The organism is Halomonas sp. JB37, assembly GCF_002332255.1.
GTDB classification, from domain to species: domain Bacteria; phylum Pseudomonadota; class Gammaproteobacteria; order Pseudomonadales; family Halomonadaceae; genus Vreelandella; species Vreelandella casei.
On sequence record NZ_NRGW01000001.1, the window covers coordinates 584,855 to 604,384 of the forward strand.

The 19,530-nt window shown below is 54.6% G+C and carries 18 protein-coding genes and 1 pseudogene; 8 read left to right on the forward strand and 11 right to left on the reverse strand.

What is annotated here, in order from left to right; genetic code table 11:
• Window positions 1-34: 34 nt before the first annotated feature.
• Genes CIK78_RS02885 through CIK78_RS02895 form a run of 3 tightly spaced genes read right to left on the reverse strand, consistent with a single transcriptional unit; the run spans window position 35 to window position 3,058 of the window.
• The gene (locus CIK78_RS02885; RefSeq protein ID WP_096277058.1) at window positions 35-1,507 is read right to left on the reverse strand and encodes a tripartite tricarboxylate transporter permease; all 1,473 of its coding nucleotides are present in this window, start codon (window positions 1,505-1,507) and stop codon (window positions 35-37) included.
• A 25-nt stretch (window positions 1,508-1,532) separates the two neighbouring features.
• Entirely contained in the window at window positions 1,533-2,036 is a 504-nt protein-coding gene (locus CIK78_RS02890) for a tripartite tricarboxylate transporter TctB family protein (protein ID WP_096277060.1), read from the reverse strand.
• Between the two features lie 56 nt (window positions 2,037-2,092).
• Entirely contained in the window at window positions 2,093-3,058 is a 966-nt protein-coding gene (locus CIK78_RS02895) for a tripartite tricarboxylate transporter substrate binding protein (protein ID WP_096277062.1), read from the reverse strand.
• 215 nt (window positions 3,059-3,273) lie between these two features.
• Between CIK78_RS02895 and CIK78_RS02900 the strand changes: the two genes are divergently transcribed.
• Window positions 3,274-4,206, forward strand: coding sequence for a LysR family transcriptional regulator (locus CIK78_RS02900; protein WP_096277064.1), 933 nt, complete (start codon window positions 3,274-3,276; stop codon window positions 4,204-4,206).
• A 174-nt stretch (window positions 4,207-4,380) separates the two neighbouring features.
• Here the strand turns inward: CIK78_RS02900 and trmB are convergent, their stop codons facing one another.
• The 3 genes from trmB to thiS are packed head-to-tail and all read right to left on the reverse strand — an operon-like array spanning window position 4,381 to window position 6,202.
• Window positions 4,381-5,160 carry a tRNA (guanosine(46)-N7)-methyltransferase TrmB gene (trmB, locus tag CIK78_RS02905; RefSeq protein WP_096277066.1) on the reverse strand — a complete coding sequence of 260 codons (780 nt, stop codon included), beginning with the start codon at window positions 5,158-5,160 and terminating at the stop codon, window positions 4,381-4,383.
• 15 nt (window positions 5,161-5,175) lie between these two features.
• Window positions 5,176-5,985 carry a thiazole synthase gene (locus CIK78_RS02910; RefSeq protein WP_096277068.1) on the reverse strand — a complete coding sequence of 270 codons (810 nt, stop codon included), beginning with the start codon at window positions 5,983-5,985 and terminating at the stop codon, window positions 5,176-5,178.
• Between the two features lie 10 nt (window positions 5,986-5,995).
• Complete coding sequence (gene thiS, locus CIK78_RS02915; RefSeq protein WP_096282237.1) at window positions 5,996-6,202, reverse strand: sulfur carrier protein ThiS; 207 nt, start codon at window positions 6,200-6,202, stop codon at window positions 5,996-5,998.
• Between the two features lie 139 nt (window positions 6,203-6,341).
• Here thiS and CIK78_RS02920 point away from each other — a divergent pair, with 139 nt between their 5' ends.
• Window positions 6,342-6,719 carry a DUF423 domain-containing protein gene (locus CIK78_RS02920; protein ID WP_096277070.1) on the forward strand — a complete coding sequence of 126 codons (378 nt, stop codon included), beginning with the start codon at window positions 6,342-6,344 and terminating at the stop codon, window positions 6,717-6,719.
• An 18-nt stretch (window positions 6,720-6,737) separates the two neighbouring features.
• Here CIK78_RS02920 and CIK78_RS02925 read toward each other — a convergent pair whose 3' ends face one another.
• The gene (locus CIK78_RS02925) at window positions 6,738-7,358 is read right to left on the reverse strand and encodes a nucleotidyltransferase family protein (RefSeq protein ID WP_096277072.1); all 621 of its coding nucleotides are present in this window, start codon (window positions 7,356-7,358) and stop codon (window positions 6,738-6,740) included.
• Window positions 7,348-8,328 carry an XdhC family protein gene (locus CIK78_RS02930; RefSeq protein ID WP_096277074.1) on the reverse strand — a complete coding sequence of 327 codons (981 nt, stop codon included), beginning with the start codon at window positions 8,326-8,328 and terminating at the stop codon, window positions 7,348-7,350. Before CIK78_RS02930 ends, CIK78_RS02925 begins: the two co-directional genes overlap by 11 nt.
• A gap of 184 nt (window positions 8,329-8,512) precedes the next feature.
• On the opposite strand from CIK78_RS02930, the gene CIK78_RS02935 reads away from it, so the two are divergent.
• Genes CIK78_RS02935 through paoC form a run of 3 tightly spaced genes read left to right on the forward strand, consistent with a single transcriptional unit; the run spans window position 8,513 to window position 12,217 of the window.
• Window positions 8,513-9,079: a 2Fe-2S iron-sulfur cluster-binding protein gene (locus CIK78_RS02935; protein WP_096277076.1), complete on the forward strand. Its 567-nt coding sequence runs from the start codon at window positions 8,513-8,515 to the stop codon at window positions 9,077-9,079.
• Window positions 9,076-10,026 carry a xanthine dehydrogenase family protein subunit M gene (locus CIK78_RS02940; RefSeq protein WP_096277078.1) on the forward strand — a complete coding sequence of 317 codons (951 nt, stop codon included), beginning with the start codon at window positions 9,076-9,078 and terminating at the stop codon, window positions 10,024-10,026. The genes CIK78_RS02935 and CIK78_RS02940 overlap by 4 nt, the downstream gene beginning before the upstream one ends.
• Window positions 10,027-10,030: 4 nt before the next feature.
• Window positions 10,031-12,217 carry an aldehyde oxidoreductase molybdenum-binding subunit PaoC gene (gene paoC, locus CIK78_RS02945; RefSeq protein WP_096277081.1) on the forward strand — a complete coding sequence of 729 codons (2,187 nt, stop codon included), beginning with the start codon at window positions 10,031-10,033 and terminating at the stop codon, window positions 12,215-12,217.
• A gap of 5 nt (window positions 12,218-12,222) precedes the next feature.
• On the opposite strand, the gene CIK78_RS02950 is transcribed toward paoC, so the two are convergent.
• Window positions 12,223-12,636: a PaaI family thioesterase gene (locus CIK78_RS02950; protein ID WP_096277083.1), complete on the reverse strand. Its 414-nt coding sequence runs from the start codon at window positions 12,634-12,636 to the stop codon at window positions 12,223-12,225.
• Window positions 12,637-12,723: 87 nt separating this feature from the next.
• Window positions 12,724-14,910, reverse strand: a complete 2,187-nt coding sequence (locus CIK78_RS02955; RefSeq protein WP_096277085.1) for a malate synthase G — start codon at window positions 14,908-14,910, stop codon at window positions 12,724-12,726.
• A gap of 238 nt (window positions 14,911-15,148) precedes the next feature.
• Here CIK78_RS02955 and CIK78_RS02960 point away from each other — a divergent pair, with 238 nt between their 5' ends.
• Window positions 15,149-16,195 (forward strand): alpha/beta hydrolase, encoded by a 1,047-nt coding sequence (locus CIK78_RS02960; protein WP_096277087.1) that lies wholly within the window; start codon window positions 15,149-15,151, stop codon window positions 16,193-16,195.
• Here the strand turns inward: CIK78_RS02960 and CIK78_RS02965 are convergent.
• Window positions 16,143-16,805 (reverse strand): annotated as a pseudogene (locus CIK78_RS02965) (ATP-binding protein); the annotation flags it as partial. The gene CIK78_RS02960 and the pseudogene CIK78_RS02965 overlap by 53 nt on opposite strands.
• Window positions 16,806-16,945: 140 nt before the next feature.
• Here CIK78_RS02965 and CIK78_RS02970 point away from each other — a divergent pair.
• Window positions 16,946-17,635: a TnsA endonuclease N-terminal domain-containing protein gene (locus tag CIK78_RS02970; protein WP_217990263.1), complete on the forward strand. Its 690-nt coding sequence runs from the start codon at window positions 16,946-16,948 to the stop codon at window positions 17,633-17,635.
• Between the two features lie 50 nt (window positions 17,636-17,685).
• Window positions 17,686-19,521, forward strand: a complete 1,836-nt coding sequence (locus CIK78_RS02975; protein ID WP_176483351.1) for a Mu transposase C-terminal domain-containing protein — start codon at window positions 17,686-17,688, stop codon at window positions 19,519-19,521.
• Window positions 19,522-19,530: the final 9 nt, after the last annotated feature.

Genomic DNA, 19,530 nt, shown 5'->3' on the forward strand with positions numbered 1-19,530 from the left:
GCGTTAAATCCTTGGCAAAAAGAGAGTCATTGGCTCAGGCGCTGGCTTTTTTAAGCTGCTGGCGAATCGTTACGACGACTACAAAGACCGCTAGCGACGCGAATAACCAAGTGATGGGTGACGACACCAAAATGCTTGGATCCCCGCGCGAAAGGGCCAGGGCACGACGCAGATTTTCTTCGAGCATAGGGCCTAGAATAAAGGCGATTAAGAAGGGCGCAGCGGGAATGGCGAACAGAAACATGAAGAAACCGAATACGCCCATCGCCAGTAGTACGATCACGTCGTACATGTTATTCGAGATCGAAAAAATGCCGAACACGCATAGGGCGAGAACAATGGGCGCCATCAAGCTGGGCGGAATACGTGAGATGTGAGAGAAAAAGCGCATCGTTGCTTTACCAGCACCGAATAGCAAAACAGAAGAGAACAGCATGCCAATAAACAGCATGTAAACTTCATGAAGATTGTTCTCGAATAGCATCGGGCCCGGTGTCATGCCGTGAATCATAAAGGCACCCAGCATAACGCCCGTAATCACGTCACCTGGAACCCCCAACGCTAGCAGGGGAATCATGGTGGAACCGCAGCAGCCATTATTCGCTGACTCTGATGCGGCAATCCCTTCTAGCTCACCTTTGCCAAAGTTCTCACGATTTTTTGAGCTGCGCTGTGCTTCACCGTAGGAAGAGAACGCCGCAGCTGAAGGCCCGATACCTGGAATAGCGCCCATCACCACGCCTATCATGCTGCCTTTGAGCATGGCTTTTAAACACCGCCGCAATTCGACTCGCGTCACCTGGTTATCGCCCATCTGCATGGGCTTATGGGTAGTGGTGTTACGAAAGATAATAATTTTGAGCAGTTCCGGGATCGCAAAGAGGCCGATCAATACCGGCGCAACCGCCAGGCCACTCTGCATATCAACCGTTAGATCAAAGCGAAACGAGCCGTACATATCTTCACCGACGGTCGCTAACAGCAGCCCTAAACACGCTGAAACAAGCCCAAGCACTAACGAACGGCCTGACACGCCAGCAACCGTGGTCAATGCAAATATCATCAGCATGAAATATTCGGGCGGCCCAATACGTAGAGCGAGTAGAGCCAACGGTGCGGCAATGAAAATCAGTGAGAGATTGGAAATTAAATCACCGGTACACGATGAATAAAGCGCCATGTTGAGCGCTTTGCCCGCCTTCCCCTGCTGCGCTAATGGATAGCCATCGAGCGTGGTACACGCGGCTGAGGCAGTCCCCGGTGTCTTGATCAATATCGCGGACACCGAGCCGCCATAGGTAGAGCCTTTATATAAGGCAACAAGTAATAAAATACTCGGGATCGGCTGCATATAAAAAGTGAAAGGCAGCGCCAGCGTTACTGCCATGGTGCCTGTCATGCCTGGAATCGCACCAATAATCACGCCGCCCCAAATGCCGGCTGCCATAATCAGAAAGTTCTCAATGGTTGCAACTGCCTGAAAGGCAACTAACAGATCGTTGAGCATAGTGTTAAGTCCTATACGCGGTAGGTTAAATACCGATAGCTTTGAATAGGCTACCGATAGGGAAACGCGTATTGAGTGCGCTGGAGAAAAACAGATAGAGAGCCAATGGCAGTACAACGGCAACGAGGAGGGCGACGATTTTTTGGCGCCAGTAACCCGTCAGTATCAGCATGACGGCTAGCAGCAGAATGCTAGAGAGTAAGAAGCCGAGCAGTTTTACTGAGCCAATAAAGATAACAAACGCTAATATCGTCCAGCCGAAGCGAATAAGCAGTGTGGTCACTGGCGTGTTGCCGCGTATGGCGCTGGCATCTTCAGGATCGGCAATTGCCTCGGCCTTAGGCAAGAACGAAAGCCCCGCGAGCAATAGCCCAAGTGCAATGCCGATCATTGACACCGTGCGTGGCCACATATCAGGCGGTGGAGCAAACCCTGGAATAAACCGTGGGCGGGGCACATAGGCTGGAATCAGTAGAAACAGTACGATCCCGAACAGCGCTGTGATTATTAAACCGCGTGTCATACCCATGACCCCTCCAAAGCTAAAATAGTGTATGCGGTGAAGACCGAGCGCTTAGCTCTGCTTCACTCCAAGTAGCCGAACTGCTCTGCTAAGGAACGATAAAACTCATATTGCTCTTTTGCATAGGTCTCCATATCGATACTGCCGATAGTAGAGATGGAGCCACGGTCTTCGGTGCGGCTGAGCCATAGCTCATCCTCGGCCACTTGTTCCACCACGTTGGCCCAAGTCGTAACGACTTCTTCGGGTAGATCAGGTGGTCCATACAAAGCGCTCCAACCAATCACCTGGCCAGCCAGCTCATAGCCCAACTCTTCCGCGGTGGGAACGTCAGGTAGTGTTGCCATGCGCTCTGGAGAAAAGACCATTAGCGGGCGCATATCGCCACTTTCAATATGTGGCATCAGCGATGCGGCGGCGATAGCGAGAAAGTCGACATGACCCCCAAGCAGAGCCGTAGCAAGCTCACCGCCCCCACGATACGGAATCAGTGTTGCCGCCGTCAGTGGGTCCATCTCGGCATCAGCAAGTAGTGCTTGAACGGTAAAACCATCAATTGCAGTGGCACCCGAGGCTGCGTAGCTCATGGCGCCCGGATCGTTTTCGATGCCTTCCAATAGGGCTTCCACGCTTTCATAGGGCGAGTCATCAGCCACTGCGAGAATCATGGGCGTCGCTTCAAGAGGGCTGATAAACGTGTACTCATCCCAGTCAACGCTGCTGTTATCGTTAACGGCTGGAGACAGCGCCATACCGACACGGGCCAGTAGCAGGGTATAACCATCTGGATCAGCACGTGTTACGTCGCGAGCCCCCGTCATCCCGCCTGCACCGGCTTGGTTGACCACGGTGATAGGCTCACCTAAATATTCACGTGCAGACTCTGCAAAGGCGCGCCCTGCAAGATCAGATGCGCCGCCCGGGCCATAAGGCACGACAAGCGTGACGGGCTCAGAGGGATAGCTTTGGGCATATGCCGTAGAGGCAGCGAGAAGAGTGGCTGCCGTTAAACTTAAGGTGAGTTTCATGCTTTTCTCCGCAACGGTTATGGCATGGTTTTGTTATTAACATTTATTAAATCCAGCACTTTTAAAATAGACAGGTATGAAAATATTTGCAACAATTCAATATAGTATTCAATAATGTTCTAGTGGTGATGCAAAGTTGCAACCTTACTATTGATATAAAGTTTTATTTATCTGCTAACGATTTAGTTAACGGTTGCTAAAGAGAGTTTACGGTAATGAAAATAAAAGAAATTGAAGCCTTTGATGCGTTTATGAAACATGGCACAACGAAGGCTTCTGCAGAAACGCTGGGGATTAGCCAGTCGATGGTCAGCCGTTTGCTCATGGGTTTAGAAGATGAGCTAGGCTTTGCATTATTCAAGCGTACTCGTAACCAGCTTTTACCCACCACAGAGGCCTTTTTATATCATGCGTCTGTGTTGCGGCTTATGGCGAGTATTCGTGATACTCAAAAAGATGCCGATGCCATTTCTAATAACCAGCTAGGTAGCGTGGTAGTGGCCGCTCAGCCTATCTTTTGCGACACCTTCTTATTGGATGTGATTAAGCGCTTTAAACAAAATCATCCCAATGTAGGGGTGCGCGTGATCGATGCCGGGTTACAAGAGTTGCTTAAAATGATCGATAACAACACCTGCGACGTCGCGCTTGGAATAACGCTTGAAGCAAATACTTACGGCGCAACGGTCAGCAGCCTTGCGCGCTGTTCGGCGCGCTGCATCATGCATCGTTCGCATCCTCTTGCTAAGGAGGATGTGGTGCCGATAAAAAATCTTCAAAATCAGACATTTGTGGAGCTTATGTCGGACAGCCCTTTGCGCGCTAGGGTCGATTACTTAATGCAGAAAATAGATATGAAGAGGCATATTGCCGCGGAAATGCGTCATATGCGAGGCGTTTGCGCGTTAGTCGATCGGGGCCTTGGGGTGGCGCTAATCGATCCTATTGCTGAGCTGTTATTGCAGGGAACCGACGTGGTTTCTAAGCCAATAGAGCCAACGATTGAGTGGGAAATTGCGTTGCTTAAGTCTAAAAATAAACCGTTAAGTAATGTTGCTACTTCTTTTTGCGAGGAAATTTATGCTGAAATCGAAAGTTTGCATCAAATGGGTATATTAACCTCGCTTACTATTAATAACGCTAATTAGATAACGCCATTTTTCTTTGTAGGTACTGAATTAAAACAATAAGTGTAGCACCTGCTTGATTTAGAAATATTTACTATTTTATCCCTAAATATGGGATGCCACGTAAGCTGGCGACCATTTAGGCCACCAGCCTGTACCGCCTTTATATTCAACGCTCGCTTTTCGCGATGCAGCTTAGTCTTGCCGCTGGTAAATCAAATCCCATACCCCATGGCCGAGCTTTTCGCCGCGTGCTTCAAACTTGGTTAGCGGGCGAAACGTGGGGCGGGGTACGTAGGGAGCCGTTTCCTGGCTGGCCGTGTTGGCATAGCCGGGGGCTACTTCCATCACCTCGGCCATCCATTCGGCGTAGGCTTCCCAGTCGGTTGCTAAGTGAAAGGTGCCCCCGGGCATCAGGCGCGTACGAATTAGCTCGACGAACGCCGGTTGCACGATGCGTCGCTTATGGTGTTTTTTCTTCGGCCATGGATCGGGGAAGAACAGCTGCAGCGTGGTCAGCGAGCCTTCGGGAAGGCACTGCTCAAGCACGGCTAGAGCGTCTTCCCGATAAACGCGCAGGTTAGTAAGACCACGTTTGTCGACTTCATCGAGCAGTTTGCCAACGCCGGGGGCATGGACTTCAATGCCAATAAAGTCAGTCTCTGGGTGAGTCTGGGCCTGTTCGATAAGCGAGTTACCCATGCCAAAGCCGATTTCCACTACTCGTGGCGCTTGGCGTCCAAATAGCGCGTCTAAATCTTGACGGCCTTGCGCGATGGTCAAGCCAAAGCGCGGCCATACATCGTCTAACCCACGGTTCTGTGCCGGGGTCATTCGGCCCGCGCGAATCACATAGCTTTTAATGCCGCGACGATGCAACGGAGCATCTTGGCTTTCTGGGCCGGTGTTGTTCTCAGGAGAGCTGTCTTGAGAATCGCTATTTTCAGGGCTGTTTTCAGAGCTAGATTCAGTCATGGGGTCTCGAATCAATTAACCGTTAATACGGCCTGCGAAAGGTGAGGAAGGGTCGGCGGATTGCCGACGCGGCATGCGGCCGGCTAAAAATGCATCGCGCCCAGCCTCAACGGCCAGCTTCATGGCGTTGGCCATGCGCAGCGGCTCGCGAGCATGGGCAATGGCCGTATTCAGCAACACGCCGTCACAGCCTAGCTCCATGGCCATGGCCGCGTCTGACGCAGTGCCAATACCAGCATCCACCAGCACCGGCACGCTGCTGCGCTCAACGATGAGGCGTACGTTGTGCGGGTTCTGAATGCCGTGGCCAGAGCCGATTAGCGAACCCAGCGGCATAATGGCGCAGCAGCCCATGGCTTCTAATTCGAGAGCCACAATAGGGTCGTCGCTGGTGTACACCATCACATCGAAACCGTCGGCAAGCAGTGTTTCGGCTGCTTTTAGCGTCTCTACCACGTTGGGGTAAAGCGTGGTTTCGTCACCGAGTACTTCCAGTTTGACCAGGTTGTGGCCATCGAGCAGCTCGCGCGCTAAACGGCAGGTGCGCACCGCGTCTTTAGCGGTATAGCAGCCGGCGGTGTTAGGGAGCAGGGTGTAGCGCTGGGGCGAGATAACGTCCAACAGATTGGGCGCACCGGCATCCTGGCCTAAGTTAGTACGGCGGACGGCAAACGTGACGATTTCAGCGCCGCTCTGGGCAATGGCGGCGCCGGTTTCAGTAAAGTCTTTGTACTTGCCGGTGCCAACCAGCAGGCGCGAGTGAAAATCGCGCCCGGCAATGGTTAGCGGGGCATCAGTTAGCGGTACAGAGGTAGGTTGCGTCATAGTATTTCCTTTAGCCGCCGCCAATGGCATGCACGACTTCCACGTGGTCACCATCGGCCAGGCAGGTATTGGCGTGCTGGCTGCGGGGGACAATCTCTTCGTTAATTTCAACGGCGATACGACGACCGCTAAGGCCTAGCTGTTCAACTAGGTCGGCGGCGGTAAGGCCGGCCGCCAGCGTATGGGGCTCACCGTTTAGCTCTATTTGTATGGGCATAGCTTGTGTAGACATGAATAGGAGTGTCTCATTCGTCGTGGCAATGCGTTGCCTATTGTAGCGGTTTCGAGCCGTTCAAGGTACGCCATGAGTGCAATCAGCGCGTAGGGCGCAATCAAACCGGAGGCAATAGAGCAACGTGCAACGAACAGATAAAGTGTGGTGGTGTGTCGCGGCGCTCTCGGGCGTATTAATGGTGATGCTGGGTGCCTATGCGGCGCATGGCATGCAGGCACGGACGACCGAAGCAATGGTCAGCGCTGTTGAAACGGGCGTACGTTATCAAGCATGGCACACGCTTGCCATGATGATAGTGCTGGTATGGAAGCGGGTACAGCCGTTAAGTGGGCAGCGCTGGGTGTTAGCCTGCTGGGCGCTGGGTGTTGTTGGCTTTTCGGGGTCACTCTACTTAATGGCGCTGGCGGGGCTTAGCGTCGGCATCGTCACGCCGATAGGTGGCCTGTTGCTGATGTTAGGCTGGGTAATGCTGGCAATTACGGTCGTGAAAGCCTCGTAAACCGCCCGTAGCGCTTTTTTATGGGGCTTGTTCTGTGCGCCTGCTATCGAGACTCGCTATGTCTTCTGGCGCGTCGATATCGATAAGCGTGCCATCATCCTGCACGTCATATTCTCGATACTGGGATAAATGGCGACGAATAACCGGCTGGGCGCCACTATTGCCACTTAACGTTTCAAGCGCTGGCCAGAATTCTCGTCCAAAAATCACCGGATGGCCTGGCCGCCCTTCATAGCAGGGTCGCAGGATGGTGTCGCGGGTGGCTAACCGCTGAAGCGCCAGCAGCGTCTTGCGTTCAATGCAGGGCATGTCGCCCAATAAAATCGCGACCGCCTGAACGTGATCCAGACGCGGGTCATGACTCAGCGCGGCTACCGCTTCGGCGAGGCTTGATCCCAGGCCCAAGTGCGCTGTTTGCAGCTGAATTAGCGCCATGGTGTCGGCCAGGCCGAGTAAGCTTGGCGTGTCGTCTTCACGAATCGCCACGCGTAGCAGCGTAAAGGAATACTCAGCATGGGCGACGGACGTTGCCAGCAGCGACTGCCCGCTGGCTAGCATCGCGCTGCGCTTGTCGTGCTGGCCAAAGCGCCGGGAGTAGCCGGCGGCCATCACTAAGGCGACAACGTGGCTAGAGCTCATTAATGGCGCGCCCATGCTGCACTCGCACAATGTCTGCCATGACGGCGAGAGCGATTTCCGCCGGGGTCTTGCTGCCTAACGCTAAGCCAATCGGCATATGCAGTCGGTTGACTTCTTTTTCGCTTAGCCCGCCGGAGCGCAGCAGCCGCCCGGCGCGGGCAGCTGATGTGCGTCTTGAGCCCATTACACCAATATAAAAAGCCGGCGTGCGCACCGCTTCTATCATGGCCAAATCATCAATGCGCGGGTCGTGGGTGAGCGCTACAACTGCGGTGGCGCTATGGCAAGCACCGGCAGCGATATAAACGGAAGGCAGTAACGCTTTAACCGCTACGCCGGGTACTGAAAAGTCCTCGCAGGCTGCCTCATCGGGGTCACAGACAATGACTTCAAACCCCAGGGTGACAGCGAAGGCAGCGCACGGGGCTGAAATCGGTGAAATGCCGGCAATAATGAGCCTTCTGGCGGGGGCGAGGCGCATCTGAACAATGCCTGATTCAGCATCGTGTATTACCCGCGGGCCTAGGCCGGGCTCATCGGTAAAGTAACGCTCCCCGCTGGATAAATGCACGTTACGTAGCACGCGGCGGTGGCCTTGCAGGGCGGCCAGCAAGGTCGTTAGGTGTTCAAGTGTCTCGGGTTCGGCGGGTAGACGTTCGATCAACACGTCTAGAATGCCCCCGCAGGGCAGCGCGAGGTGAGCGCCTTGCGCGTCGTTAGGGTCGCCATAGCGCATGACGGTGATCGGCTGATCAAACTCACCCGCGCCCAGGCGCTGTATAAAGTCCTCTTCTACGCAGCCCCCTGATAGTGAGCCGATAAACTGTCCCGTTTGGCTGACCACCATCCATGACCCGGGGGCGCGTGGCGATGAGCCAAACGTTGCCAGTACGGTGCACAGCCAAAGCGTTTCACTTTTCTGTGCCCACGCGATGGCTTGCTCGATCACCTGTCGATCTAAATGCTGCATTTCAAACGCATCCCCTTGTTAGCAAACGGCTTCCATTGCCCGTGTTGGCGTGGGCCGTCATCTCACGACATGTTTTTTTAAGCAATTTCGGCTCAGGAGACAGGTTGCTTACAACAATTATGGCTATGCTAAAGCGGTTATGTCATTCATTAAACGACCGCAGTGAGCAAGGAAGGCATCATTTATGAACCCACCTAGTAGCGTTCAAAGGCGTGACGACACCTTACGCAGTGGCGCTGAGAGCTCAAGCGTCTCTTTCGTGGTCAATGGAGCAAGACACGACGTTGAGCTGGATAACCGCACGACATTGCTGGACGCATTGCGTGAGCGTTTAAAGCTGACGGGCACAAAAAAGGGCTGCGACCATGGGCAGTGCGGCGCCTGCACGGTGTCGGTTAATGGCGAGCGGATTAACGCCTGCCTGACGCTGGCCGTTATGCACGACGGTGATGATATTTTGACCATCGAGGGGCGAGCAGCAGCCGACCAGCTCGACCCCATGCAGCAAGCGTTTATCGATCATGATGCGTTTCAGTGCGGTTACTGCACCCCAGGACAAATCTGTTCGGCCAGCGCAGTGCTGGAAGAAATGCAGGCAGGCTTTCCCAGCCATGTAACCAATGATTTAACCGCACCGATCGAAATAACCGATGCCGAAATTCGTGAGCGGATGTCGGGCAATCTGTGCCGCTGCGGTGCTTACTCCAATATTTTAAAAGCGATTACTCAGGTCGCTAAGGAGCGCGCATGAGAGCCTTCTCTTATGAACGAGTGAGCGACCCGGCCCAAGCGGCCGCGCGGGCTGCAGAGGTGCCCGGCGCTAAATTCATCGCCGGAGGCACCAATCTACTTGATTTGATGAAGCACGAGATTGAAATCCCGCAGCACTTGATCGATGTGACGGGAACCGGGCTCAATGATATTACGCCCACCAGCGGCGGCGGTTTGCGCGTGGGGGCAATGGTACGCAATAGCGGGCTTGCGGCCGACCCACGCATTCGCCGAGATTATGGCGTATTAAGCCGGGCGCTGGTGTCGGGCGCCTCGGGCCAGCTGCGTAATAAAGCCACTACGGGCGGCAACCTTTTACAGCGCACCCGCTGTCCCTACTTTTATGATACGGCGATGCCTTGCAATAAGCGTGCGCCTGGCGCGGGCTGTGCGGCACTGGGTGATGGCGCGACGTCGCGCCAACTGGGAATTATCGGCACGTCTGATCGGTGTATCGCCACCCACCCTTCGGATATGGCCGTTGCGCTCAGGGTATTGGACGCTGACATAGAGACCGTCATGCCCAGCGGCAAAACTCGGCGCCTCACGCTTGATGAGTTTTACCGCCTGCCTGGCGACACACCCGAGGTGGAAAATGCGCTGGAACCAGGCGAAATGATTACCGCCGTGGTTCTACCAGCGCCTGTCGAAGGGCGTCACGCCTATTATAAAGTGCGCGACCGCGCCTCTTACGCCTTTGCACTGGTATCCGTTGCGCTAATCAAGACCCCTGACGGCAGCGGGCGTGTGGCGCTGGGCGGCGTTGCCCCCAAGCCGTGGCGGCGCGAGGAAGCTGATGCGGCGTTGCCGAAGGGGGCAACTGCGCTAATGGAGCGCTTGCTCAACGGCGCCCGCCCCACGCAAGAGAACGCCTTCAAGCTTACCCTGGCAGAGCGAACGCTTGCCGCGCTGCTGGCTCAGGAGTGACCCCATGGATTTCAATCAACCCACCGAAGACAACCTGTTTGATCGCGCCCGTATTATCGGCAAGCCCCATGCGCGGATTGACGGCATCCTAAAAGTCACGGGCCGTGCACCTTACGCCTACGAGCGTCATGACGTGGTGGCGAATCAAAAGGTCGGCTACCCATTGTGCGCCACCATTGCCAATGGGCGAGTTACCCACATGGATGCGTCGGCTGCGCGTGGCGCGCCGGGCGTCGTCAGCGTGGTGACAACGCTAGAGATTGAGCCATTGGGCCGCGCCAAAAGTAACGACGCACGGCTGTTTGGGGGCGACGTTATCGAGCATTACCATCAGGCGATTGCGGTGGTGGTGGCCGACACCCTTGAGCAGGCGCGCAGCGCTACCGCGCTGATCAAGGTGAGTTACGAGGAAGCGCCGGGGGTCTTTGACCTTGAGGCAGCCTGGGAGCGCCTGCAGGGCACCGGCGAGCCGCTAGCCGATGTGGGCGACGTGGACGCTGCGTTTGCAGCTGCGCCTGTCACGGTGGATGAGATTTATCGCACCGCTTCCCAAAGCCACGCCATGATGGAGCCGCATGCCTCAATCGTCGACTGGTCAGATGGCCAGCAGATGACGGTATGGACCTCGAATCAAATGATTGCCTGGACGCATAAGGCGCTGGCGACCACGTTTAATATCGAGCCAGACACTATCCGTTTAGAAAGCCCCTACGTTGGCGGTGGCTTTGGCGGCAAGCTTTGGCTACGTGCCGATGCGGTGCTGGCAGCGCTTGGCTCACGTGCTTGCGGGCATCCGGTCAAGCTGGCCTTGCCGCGCCCCATGGTGTTCAACAATACCACCCATCGCTCCGGCACTATTCAGCGCCTGCGCATTGCCGCCAATGCTCAGGGCAAGATTACCGCCTTCGACCATTCGGCGGTATCGCATACGCTGCCCGGCGGCAGCGGCGAGAATCCGGTCAATCAGACCCGCACGTTTTATGCCGCAGAGAGTCGCCGTGTGTCCCACCAGGCCATCGACATGAATCTTCCTGAGTCAGCGGATATGCGTGCGCCAGGCGAGGCGTCGGGGCTTGCTGCGCTAGAAATTGCCATGGATGAAATGGCGGAAAAGCTGGGTATGGATCCCGTCGAGTTTAGAATTCTCAACGATACGCAGGTGGACCCCGAGGATGCCTCCAAGCCGTTTAGCGAACGCCACTTTGTTGAATGCTTACGCCAAGGTGCCGACGCCTTCGGCTGGGAGGCACGTAACCGCACTCCGGGGGCAATGAGAGAAGGGCAGTGGCTGATTGGCCATGGCATGGCCGGCGCTTATCGCGGGGCGCTGACGCTGAACTCCGGCGCGCGCGTTCGCCTGCAGGGCGGGCGGTTGATCGTTGAGACGGATATGACCGATATCGGCACCGGCTCTTACACCATTATTGCCCAGACAGCTGCCGAAACAATGGGGCTTGAGCTAGCCGACGTCGAGGTCAGGCTGGGCAACAGCGATTATCCTGTCTCCTCCGGTTCGGGCGGCCAGTTCGGCGCCGCTAGCGCCACCGCCGGCGTGTATGCCGCTTGTTTGGCCCTTCAAGCGCTGATCGCCAAGCGTTTAAATCTCGACACGCCGCGCTTTGAAAACCGCCGAGTGGTGGCAGATGCGACTGACCTCGCACTTGCCGATATCCTCGATGGCGAAGAGCTGGTCGCTGAAGATACGATGCACTTTGGTGATTTTCAAGACAGCATGCAGATGGGCACCTTTGCGGCGCATTTTGTTGAAGTGGCTGTGCATGCGCATACTGGCGAAACCCGTGTTCGACGCATGCTGGCGGCATGTGATGCGGGGCGCATTCTAAACCCGATAACGGCGCGTAGCCAGGTGCTTGGCGGTATGACAATGGGCGTCGGTGCCGCCTTGATGGAGGGGCTCACCGCCGATCTTGAGCGTGGCTTCTTCGTCAATCACGATCTCGCCAGTTATGAGGTGGCGGTGCATGCCGATATTCCTCAACAGGAGATTATTTTCCTGGACACGGCGGATGCGGCCTCAACGCCTCTCAAGGCAAAGGGCGTGGGTGAACTGGGTATTTGTGGCGTGCCGGCCGCGGTTGCCAACGCGATCTATAATGCGACCGGCGTTCGGCTACGTGAGTACCCGATGACGCTTGATCGAATGATCGACCAGCTCCCTGAAGTAAGCTAGCGCAATCAGGTAATGGGCAGCGCATAGCTGGCGGTGACATGCGCGACAGGGCGTATGTCATCGCTGGCTGAGTATATTTGCACTTCCCCAACGCCTAAGCGGCGGCCGAGTTTAATCAATTTGGCATGGGCGATAATGTCGTGATCACCAGAGGCCGCACGTAGGAAGTGGCAGTTGAAATCGCTGGTCACGGCCATGGGTTCCGGGCCAATCTGCGCCAAAATAGCCACATACAGTGCGACGTCCGCGAAGCCCATCATGGTGGGGCCGGAAACGCGCGGGCCAGGGCGCAGGTGCTCGTGGCCAATTTTTAGCCGCATAGTGGCACGCATCTCGCCGACGCTCTCAATCCTACCCATTCGCTGGGGAAAGACGTCATCCAGAAAGCGTTCAATCTGCTCGGCGTTCATCACGGTCATTGTTGTTTTCCTTTTATAAAAAAAGCCCCGAGGCATAAGCCTCGAGGCTGATTACACCATAAAACCAATTTACTAGGTCTTATGAACCTATGCTTTATGAACCTGTGCTTTATGCACCTGGCGCCACGCGTGAAGTAGCGGCTCGGTATAGCCAGAAGGCTGTTCGCGACCTTTGAAGACCAGGTCTGAAGCCGCTTTAAAGGCGGTGGAACCCTCAAAGTCAGCGCTCATGGCGGTATAGGTCGGGTCGTCTGCGTTCTGCTCGTCGACGACTTTCGCCATACGTTTGAGCGTTTCTTCCACCCGCGGCGCATCAACAATGCCGTGGTGCAGCCAGTTGGCAATGTGCTGGCTGGAAATGCGCAGCGTGGCGCGGTCTTCCATCAGGCCCACGTTGTGAATATCCGGCACTTTCGAGCAGCCCACGCCGTGCTCTACCCAGCGTACAACGTAGCCCAGAATGCCCTGGCAGTTATTATCTAGCTCCTGCTGCTTCTCTTCATCCGACCAGTTAGCGTTTTCAGCCACCGGCACTGTGAGCAGGTCGTCTAAGTAGTCAGGCTCGCCCAGGGCTTCCAGCTCGCGCTGAACGTCGGTGACGTTGACCTGGTGATAATGCAGAGCGTGCAGCGCAGCTGCGGTCGGCGAAGGCACCCAGGCGGTATTAGCGCCGGCTTTCGGGTGGCCGATCTTCTGCTCTAGCATGTTGTGCATCAGGTCAGGCATGGCCCACATGCCTTTACCAATTTGCGCGCGGCCGCGCAAGCCACAGGCAAGGCCGACTTGCACGTTGCTCTTCTCATACGCGGTGATCCATTTGGCGCTTTTCATATCGCCTTTGCGGACCATGGGGCCTGCTTCCATCGCGGTATGCATTTCATCACCGGTACGATCCAGGAAGCCGGTGTTGATAAACGCCACGCGCGAAGCCGCTTCAGCAATGCACGCCTTGAGGTTAACGGTGGTGCGGCGCTCTTCGTCCATGATGCCCATTTTCAGGGTGTCGCGGCTCATGCCCAAAATGTCTTCAACGCGACCGAACAGCTCGTTAGCGAAGGCCACTTCCGCCGGGCCGTGCATTTTCGGCTTGACGATATAAACAGAACCGGTGCGTGAGTTACGTGGCTGATCGGCGTCTTTGTTTAGGTCGTGCAACGCCAGTAGCGAGGTCACTACCGCATCCAGAATACCTTCCGGAAGCTCGTTGCCATCTTCGTCCAGAATTGCCGGTGTGGTCATTAAATGACCGACATTGCGCACGAACATCAGCGAACGGCCGGGCAATGTAACGCTGCCGCCATCGGTGGTTTGCCAAGTGCGGTCAGCGTTGAGCTTGCGCGTAAAGGTCTTGCCACCTTTATCGATATTCTCTTCGAGATCGCCCTTCATCAGGCCCAGCCAGTTGCTGTAAACACCAACCTTGTCTTCTGAGTCGACCGCGGCGATGGAGTCTTCGCAGTCCATAATGGCGGTCAGAGCCGCTTCAACCACCACATCTTTCACGCCAGCCGGGTCGGTTTTGCCGATTGAATCGGTTGGATCAATCTGGATTTCCAGATGCAGGCCATTATTAGCGAGCAGTATGGAGTCAGGCTTAGCGGCGTCACCGGTAAAACCGATCAGTTTGCCCGAGTCTTTCAGGCCGGTGTCACGCCCGCCTTCCAGAGTGACCACCAAGTGTTCGTCACGAATGGCGTATTTGATCGCATCACGGTGCGAGCCAGTAGCGAGCGGCGCCGCGCGGTCCAGCACGCCGCGGGCGTAGGCAATGACCTTGGCACCGCGTTTTGGATTGAAGCTGGTGCCTTTTTCAGCGCCATCTTCTTCTGAAATAGCGTCAGTGCCGTAAAGCGCATCGTAAAGGCTACCCCAGCGCGCGTTAGCGGCGTTCAGCGCATAGCGCGCATTGCTAACCGGCACAACCAGCTGGGGGCCGGCTTGCACGGCAACTTCGCGGTCAACGTTAGCTGTGGTGGCCGCCACGTTGGCAGGAGAGTCAGCTAAATAGCCAATCTCTTTCAAAAAGCGGCGATACGCTGGCATATCGTTAACACGGCCAGGGTTTTCCCGATGCCAAGCATCCAGTTTTTCCTGCAGCGTGTTGCGCTCTTCCAGCAATTGACGGTTTTTGGGTGTCAAATCGTGAAACAGGGCATCAACACCGGCCCAAAAGGCCTTTTCATCAACGCCTGTTCCTGGTAGCGCCTGTTCATTGATAAAACGATCTAGATCGGTTGCCACCTGTAAACCGTGGCGCGTGATACGCTCGCTCATAGGGTTTCTCCTGTCAGATTGCTTGTGGGTAATATGTTTGCCACAAGCAGAGTAAAATATATTTATGGAAAATAATTCCATATCTGGTTGGGCATGTAAACAGCGTAGACCCTAAAGTGGTAAAATGCTCGACCAAATGACTAGGTGCTAGGTGCTAGGTGCTGAGTACTAGGCGCTAGGCGCGCAACCCATCAGTTGCGTTAAGGCCAACGGAAAATGGCGCTATGGAGAAACAACCATGCATGATTTCCAACATCTGGAAGGCTTGTTTCGCCATGCTGCGGGCGAGACTGCCCTTAGCCGCCTGTTGCCAGGGGAAATGCTGGCAGATGCGATGCAGGACTACTTCCACCATTATGGCCTGGAGGCGCTGCTAACCGATGCCAGTGAAGTTCATGCAGGCTTTATCAATACGGGCCGCTTTACGCTGTGGTGCCAAGTGTGGAGTCCTCCTCAGCCGATAGGGACCGCGTTTGTGGTTCACGGCTACTTTGATCATATGGGGCTGTATCGTCATTTGCTTAAACGCCTGCTCGCCAAGGGCTGGCGAGTGGTGCTATGGGATTTACCGGGTCACGGGCTTTCTAGCGGCGCGCGCGCGGAAATAGAAGATTTTGAGGATTATCAACACAGCCTGACCTACGTGCAGACGATTTTAAAAACTCAGGGCATGGCGCCTGCACCTTGGTTGGGCGTGGGGCAAAGCACCGGCGCGGCCATTCTGGCGACCGATGCGCTCACCCGCCGTGAGGCAGCCAGCTGGTCAGGCCTGGTGCTGCTGGCGCCGCTGGTGCGGCCTTGGGGCTGGAGTCAAGCGAGCTGGGTACATTTAATCGCCAGCCCATTTTTAAAGGAGCTGCCGCGTAAATATCGTCCCAACTCCACGGATGAGCAGTTCACCGCGTTTCTGCGCGATGGCGACCCGCTGCAGCCTGAGCGCTTAAGCGTGGCATGGGTAAGCGCGATGCGCCGCTGGATGCCTCGCTTGCTGGCGTTAGAGCCGCTGGCGCTGCCCACTCTTATTCTTCAGGGCGAGCAAGACTTAACGGTCGATTGGGAATGGAATTTAGCCATTTTGGCGGAGAAGTTTCCCAACAACGAGATTCATCGACACCCAGACGCCCGTCACCATCTTGTGAACGAGGCCGATGCCATCCGTGAAGTATTGTTTGAAGCTCTGGATGGTTTTTTAGATCAGCTTAACGATAGCCAGCAGCAAGCCGTGCCTGCGGCTACGCCCCCCTTAACATTCGATCCAGCTGCCGGTAGCCAATCGCCTCAATAAGGTGCGGCTGAGTGGGCTTTTCGACACCTTGAAGGTCGGCAAGCGTTAACGCGACGCGCAGCACGCGGTGGTAGGCGCGGGCGGAAAGCTTGAGTTTTTCGAGCACCCCCGCCAGCCAAGCGCGCTCTTCATCATTGAGCGCGCAGGCGGCTTCCAGCGCTTTGCCGCTCAGCTGGCTGTTTAGCGCGCCGCGTTGCATTTGGCGTTCACGTGCCGCCATTACGCGTTCGCGCACCGCTGCGGAGGGTTCGCCCTGGGTCTGGGCGGTAAGCTGCTCCGGCGGCAGCGCCGGTACTTCAACTTGAAGATCAATACGGTCTAGTAACGGCCCGGAAAGCCGCGCTTGATAGCGCTGAATTTGGCTGGCCGTGCATTGACAGCGGTTTCTAGGGTCGCCTAAATGTCCACAGGGGCAGGGGTTCATAGCGGCTACCAGCTGAAAGCGCGCGGGGTAGCGGCGCTCATGGCTAGCGCGGGCTAAATGAATACTTCCCGTTTCTAGCGGCTGGCGCAAAACCTCTAATACATTACGCGAAAACTCGGGCAGCTCGTCTAAAAACAGCACGCCGTGATGGGCGAGCGAAATTTCACCGGGCTTAGGTTTTGAGCCGCTGTGAATTCCACTAAAAACAGCTACTAATGCTATACTGGAACAATATCTTACGTTATTTTCGACAAGTAAATACGCTACTAATTGACACCAATATAAGCGACTGGGTGTTAAAATCACAAATATATAGGCGACTGAATATGAATCGGCCTGTTAGAGTTATTGGAACTAACCGAAGGAGCCTTACTGGGCAGGTTTCTTTCTTACGAGGAAGCACTTGCAATTTTGAGTCATCATTAGAGCGCGATTTCCTGATGATCCTCGATTTTGATCCGTTGGTCGCTACGGTTTGTGAGCAGCCGCTAACCCTTAAGTATCAAGATGATGATCGAAAAAGGCGTCAGTACACGCCCGATATGCTCGTGACTTACTCGGATGAAGCGGCGCCGATTCTGTATGAGGTTAAGTATCGCGAAGATTTGAGAGAAAATTGGCACATTATGAAGCCTAAATTTCAGGCAGCTATACGCTATTGCAAGCAGCAAGGTTGGGGCTTTCGCATTGTGACTGAGCGAGAGATTAGAGGCACTGGCCTATTGAACAATGCACGATTTCTAAGGGCCTATAGGGACTTGGCAGAGGACTCGGCTACCGCTACTCACTTGGCTAGAACCCTTGCCGTGCTCGGTGAAACAACACCTGAAATTCTACTTACAGCTGCTTATGCGAATGAGGAAAAGCGTATGTGTGCGCTTAGTTGTTTATGGCAAATGATCGCTATAGGCCGTGTTCATGCTGACCTCATACGCCCATTAAACATGTCCAGCCCCATATGGATTACTAACGGAGAAGGTTTCTTATGGCTACAGAGCCCGCTTTTCTATCGGTAACTACTGGGTCTGTGATAACAGCCAATGGTCGTACCTATAGAGTTTCGCACTTGTTGGATGCAGCAACCCTCCTTGCTAAAGATACCGACACTGGAGAGGTGCACCGTCTGTCTGCGCATCAGCTTCGTCCCGTAACGGATATAGAGCTTGGAGAAGGTGGTGTTGCTGAAGGAAAGGATTTATCCGAGATCGAAGACGAAGACTGGCAAGTTGCTCAGCAGCGGTTTGCAGCAATCCGTCCTCTACTTGACGATCCATTTCGTACTCGTGCAAAGGCAGAGCAGTTAGCAGAAGAAGCCGGTGTTCACGTTGCCACTTTATACCAATGGGTTAAGGACTATCACGAGGCTGGCCATATTTCAGCATTGATACCAGCCCCGCGAGGCCGCAAGCCAGGTACGAAAAAGCTCGATAAGAAAGTCGAGGCAATAATCGAAGGGGCGATCAATGACTTATATCTAAGTCGTCAACGATATAAGCCCAGTGACGTAATTATCACTGTCAAAGCTCATTGCAAACAGGCCGGTTTACTTCCTCCTCACTCCAATACAATCCGTAACCGCATAAAACAGATTTCGACACGTGAAACGATGAGACGCCGCGGGCTACGAGATAAGGCGCGTGACACCTTTGCTCCTATCAGGGGAGAGTTTCCAAATGCGGATTTCCCTCTTGCTGTTGTTCAAATAGATCATACGCCTGCTGACGTCATCTTAGTTGATGAAGAGCATCGTCTGGCGCTTGGCCGACCGTGGATAACTCTGGCTATTGATGTCTTTTCACGAATGGTGGTGGGGATTGCGGTTAGCATGGAAAAGCCCAGTGCTATCTCAGTGGGTTTGTGTGTCTCCAATGCCATGTTGCCTAAGCATGAATATCTTGCAAACCTGGGGGTGGGGCAAGAGTGGCCAGTCTGGGGGAAAATGCGTGTTCTGCATGCTGATAACGCGAAAGAATTCCGGGGGAAAATGCTGCGCCGGGCTTGTGAACAATACGGTATCGACCTGCAATTACGTCCGGTAAAGCTTCCCCACTACGGCGGACATATAGAGCGTTATATGGGTACTGCTGCAAATGAGATACACACCTTACCTGGCACAACATTTTCCAACGTTGAGCAACGGAAAGGATATGACTCAGAAAAAGAATCAGCGCTCACCCTTCGTGAGTTTGAGCAGCATTTAGTTGAATTTATTGTTGGGGTGTATCACCGTCGCAAGCATTCTGAATTGAACATGCCACCAATGCGCAAGTGGCAACTCGGTATATTAGGAGACTCAACACAGCCGGGCTTGGGGATGCCGCCTATACCAACTGACCCCACGCGTTTGAAGTTAGACTTCCTTCCTCTTTATTCACGCACTGTGCAGCGCTACGGCGTCCAGCTGGATGAAATTAATTACTACCATGAAGTGTTGAACCCTTGGATTGGTTCAAAAGACCCCGAAAATCAAACGAAGGCTCGTTCATTTACTATCCGTCGTGATCCACGCGATATCAGTAAAGTCTATTTCTACGACCCTGAAAGTGAGATCTATTACATGGTTCCTTATCGGAATCCTACTCGACCAGCGATTAGTGTGTGGGAGTTACGGGAAGCAACTCGCCGCATTCGAGAGGAAGGACTGCGGCATGTTGATGAGGATGTGATTTTTGAGACCATTCTCAAGATGCGTCATCGTGTTGAACAGGCCGTCACGAAAACGAAGCAAGCAAGACGTCAGATGGCTCGTATCAATACGACGAAGAAACTCGCCAAGAAAACGGAATCTGTTGAAACACAAGCGCCTGCTAAGAGTGTTTTTCCTGCTCCACCTCAAACAGAGGTGCAAAGTGAGATTGATATATTCGCACTGCCTATAGAACCATTCGATGACGATGCCTAGGGAATGAAT

Excerpts from the sequence above, each read along its gene's own strand:
- CIK78_RS02885 (WP_096277058.1), bottom strand. The coding sequence starts at position 1,507 with ATGCTCAACGATCTGTTAGTTGCCTTTCAGGCAGTTGCAACCATTGAG.
- CIK78_RS02890 (WP_096277060.1), bottom strand. The coding sequence starts at position 2,036 with ATGGGTATGACACGCGGTTTAATAATCACAGCGCTGTTCGGGATCGTA.
- CIK78_RS02895 (WP_096277062.1), bottom strand. The coding sequence starts at position 3,058 with ATGAAACTCACCTTAAGTTTAACGGCAGCCACTCTTCTCGCTGCCTCT.
- CIK78_RS02900 (WP_096277064.1), top strand. The coding sequence starts at position 3,274 with ATGAAAATAAAAGAAATTGAAGCCTTTGATGCGTTTATGAAACATGGC.
- trmB (WP_096277066.1), bottom strand. The coding sequence starts at position 5,160 with ATGACTGAATCTAGCTCTGAAAACAGCCCTGAAAATAGCGATTCTCAA.
- CIK78_RS02910 (WP_096277068.1), bottom strand. The coding sequence starts at position 5,985 with ATGACGCAACCTACCTCTGTACCGCTAACTGATGCCCCGCTAACCATT.
- thiS (WP_096282237.1), bottom strand. The coding sequence starts at position 6,202 with ATGCCCATACAAATAGAGCTAAACGGTGAGCCCCATACGCTGGCGGCC.
- CIK78_RS02925 (WP_096277072.1), bottom strand. The coding sequence starts at position 7,358 with ATGAGCTCTAGCCACGTTGTCGCCTTAGTGATGGCCGCCGGCTACTCC.
- CIK78_RS02930 (WP_096277074.1), bottom strand. The coding sequence starts at position 8,328 with ATGCAGCATTTAGATCGACAGGTGATCGAGCAAGCCATCGCGTGGGCA.
- CIK78_RS02935 (WP_096277076.1), top strand. The coding sequence starts at position 8,513 with ATGAACCCACCTAGTAGCGTTCAAAGGCGTGACGACACCTTACGCAGT.
- CIK78_RS02940 (WP_096277078.1), top strand. The coding sequence starts at position 9,076 with ATGAGAGCCTTCTCTTATGAACGAGTGAGCGACCCGGCCCAAGCGGCC.
- paoC (WP_096277081.1), top strand. The coding sequence starts at position 10,031 with ATGGATTTCAATCAACCCACCGAAGACAACCTGTTTGATCGCGCCCGT.
- CIK78_RS02950 (WP_096277083.1), bottom strand. The coding sequence starts at position 12,636 with ATGACCGTGATGAACGCCGAGCAGATTGAACGCTTTCTGGATGACGTC.
- CIK78_RS02955 (WP_096277085.1), bottom strand. The coding sequence starts at position 14,910 with ATGAGCGAGCGTATCACGCGCCACGGTTTACAGGTGGCAACCGATCTA.
- CIK78_RS02960 (WP_096277087.1), top strand. The coding sequence starts at position 15,149 with ATGCATGATTTCCAACATCTGGAAGGCTTGTTTCGCCATGCTGCGGGC.
- CIK78_RS02970 (WP_217990263.1), top strand. The coding sequence starts at position 16,946 with ATGAATCGGCCTGTTAGAGTTATTGGAACTAACCGAAGGAGCCTTACT.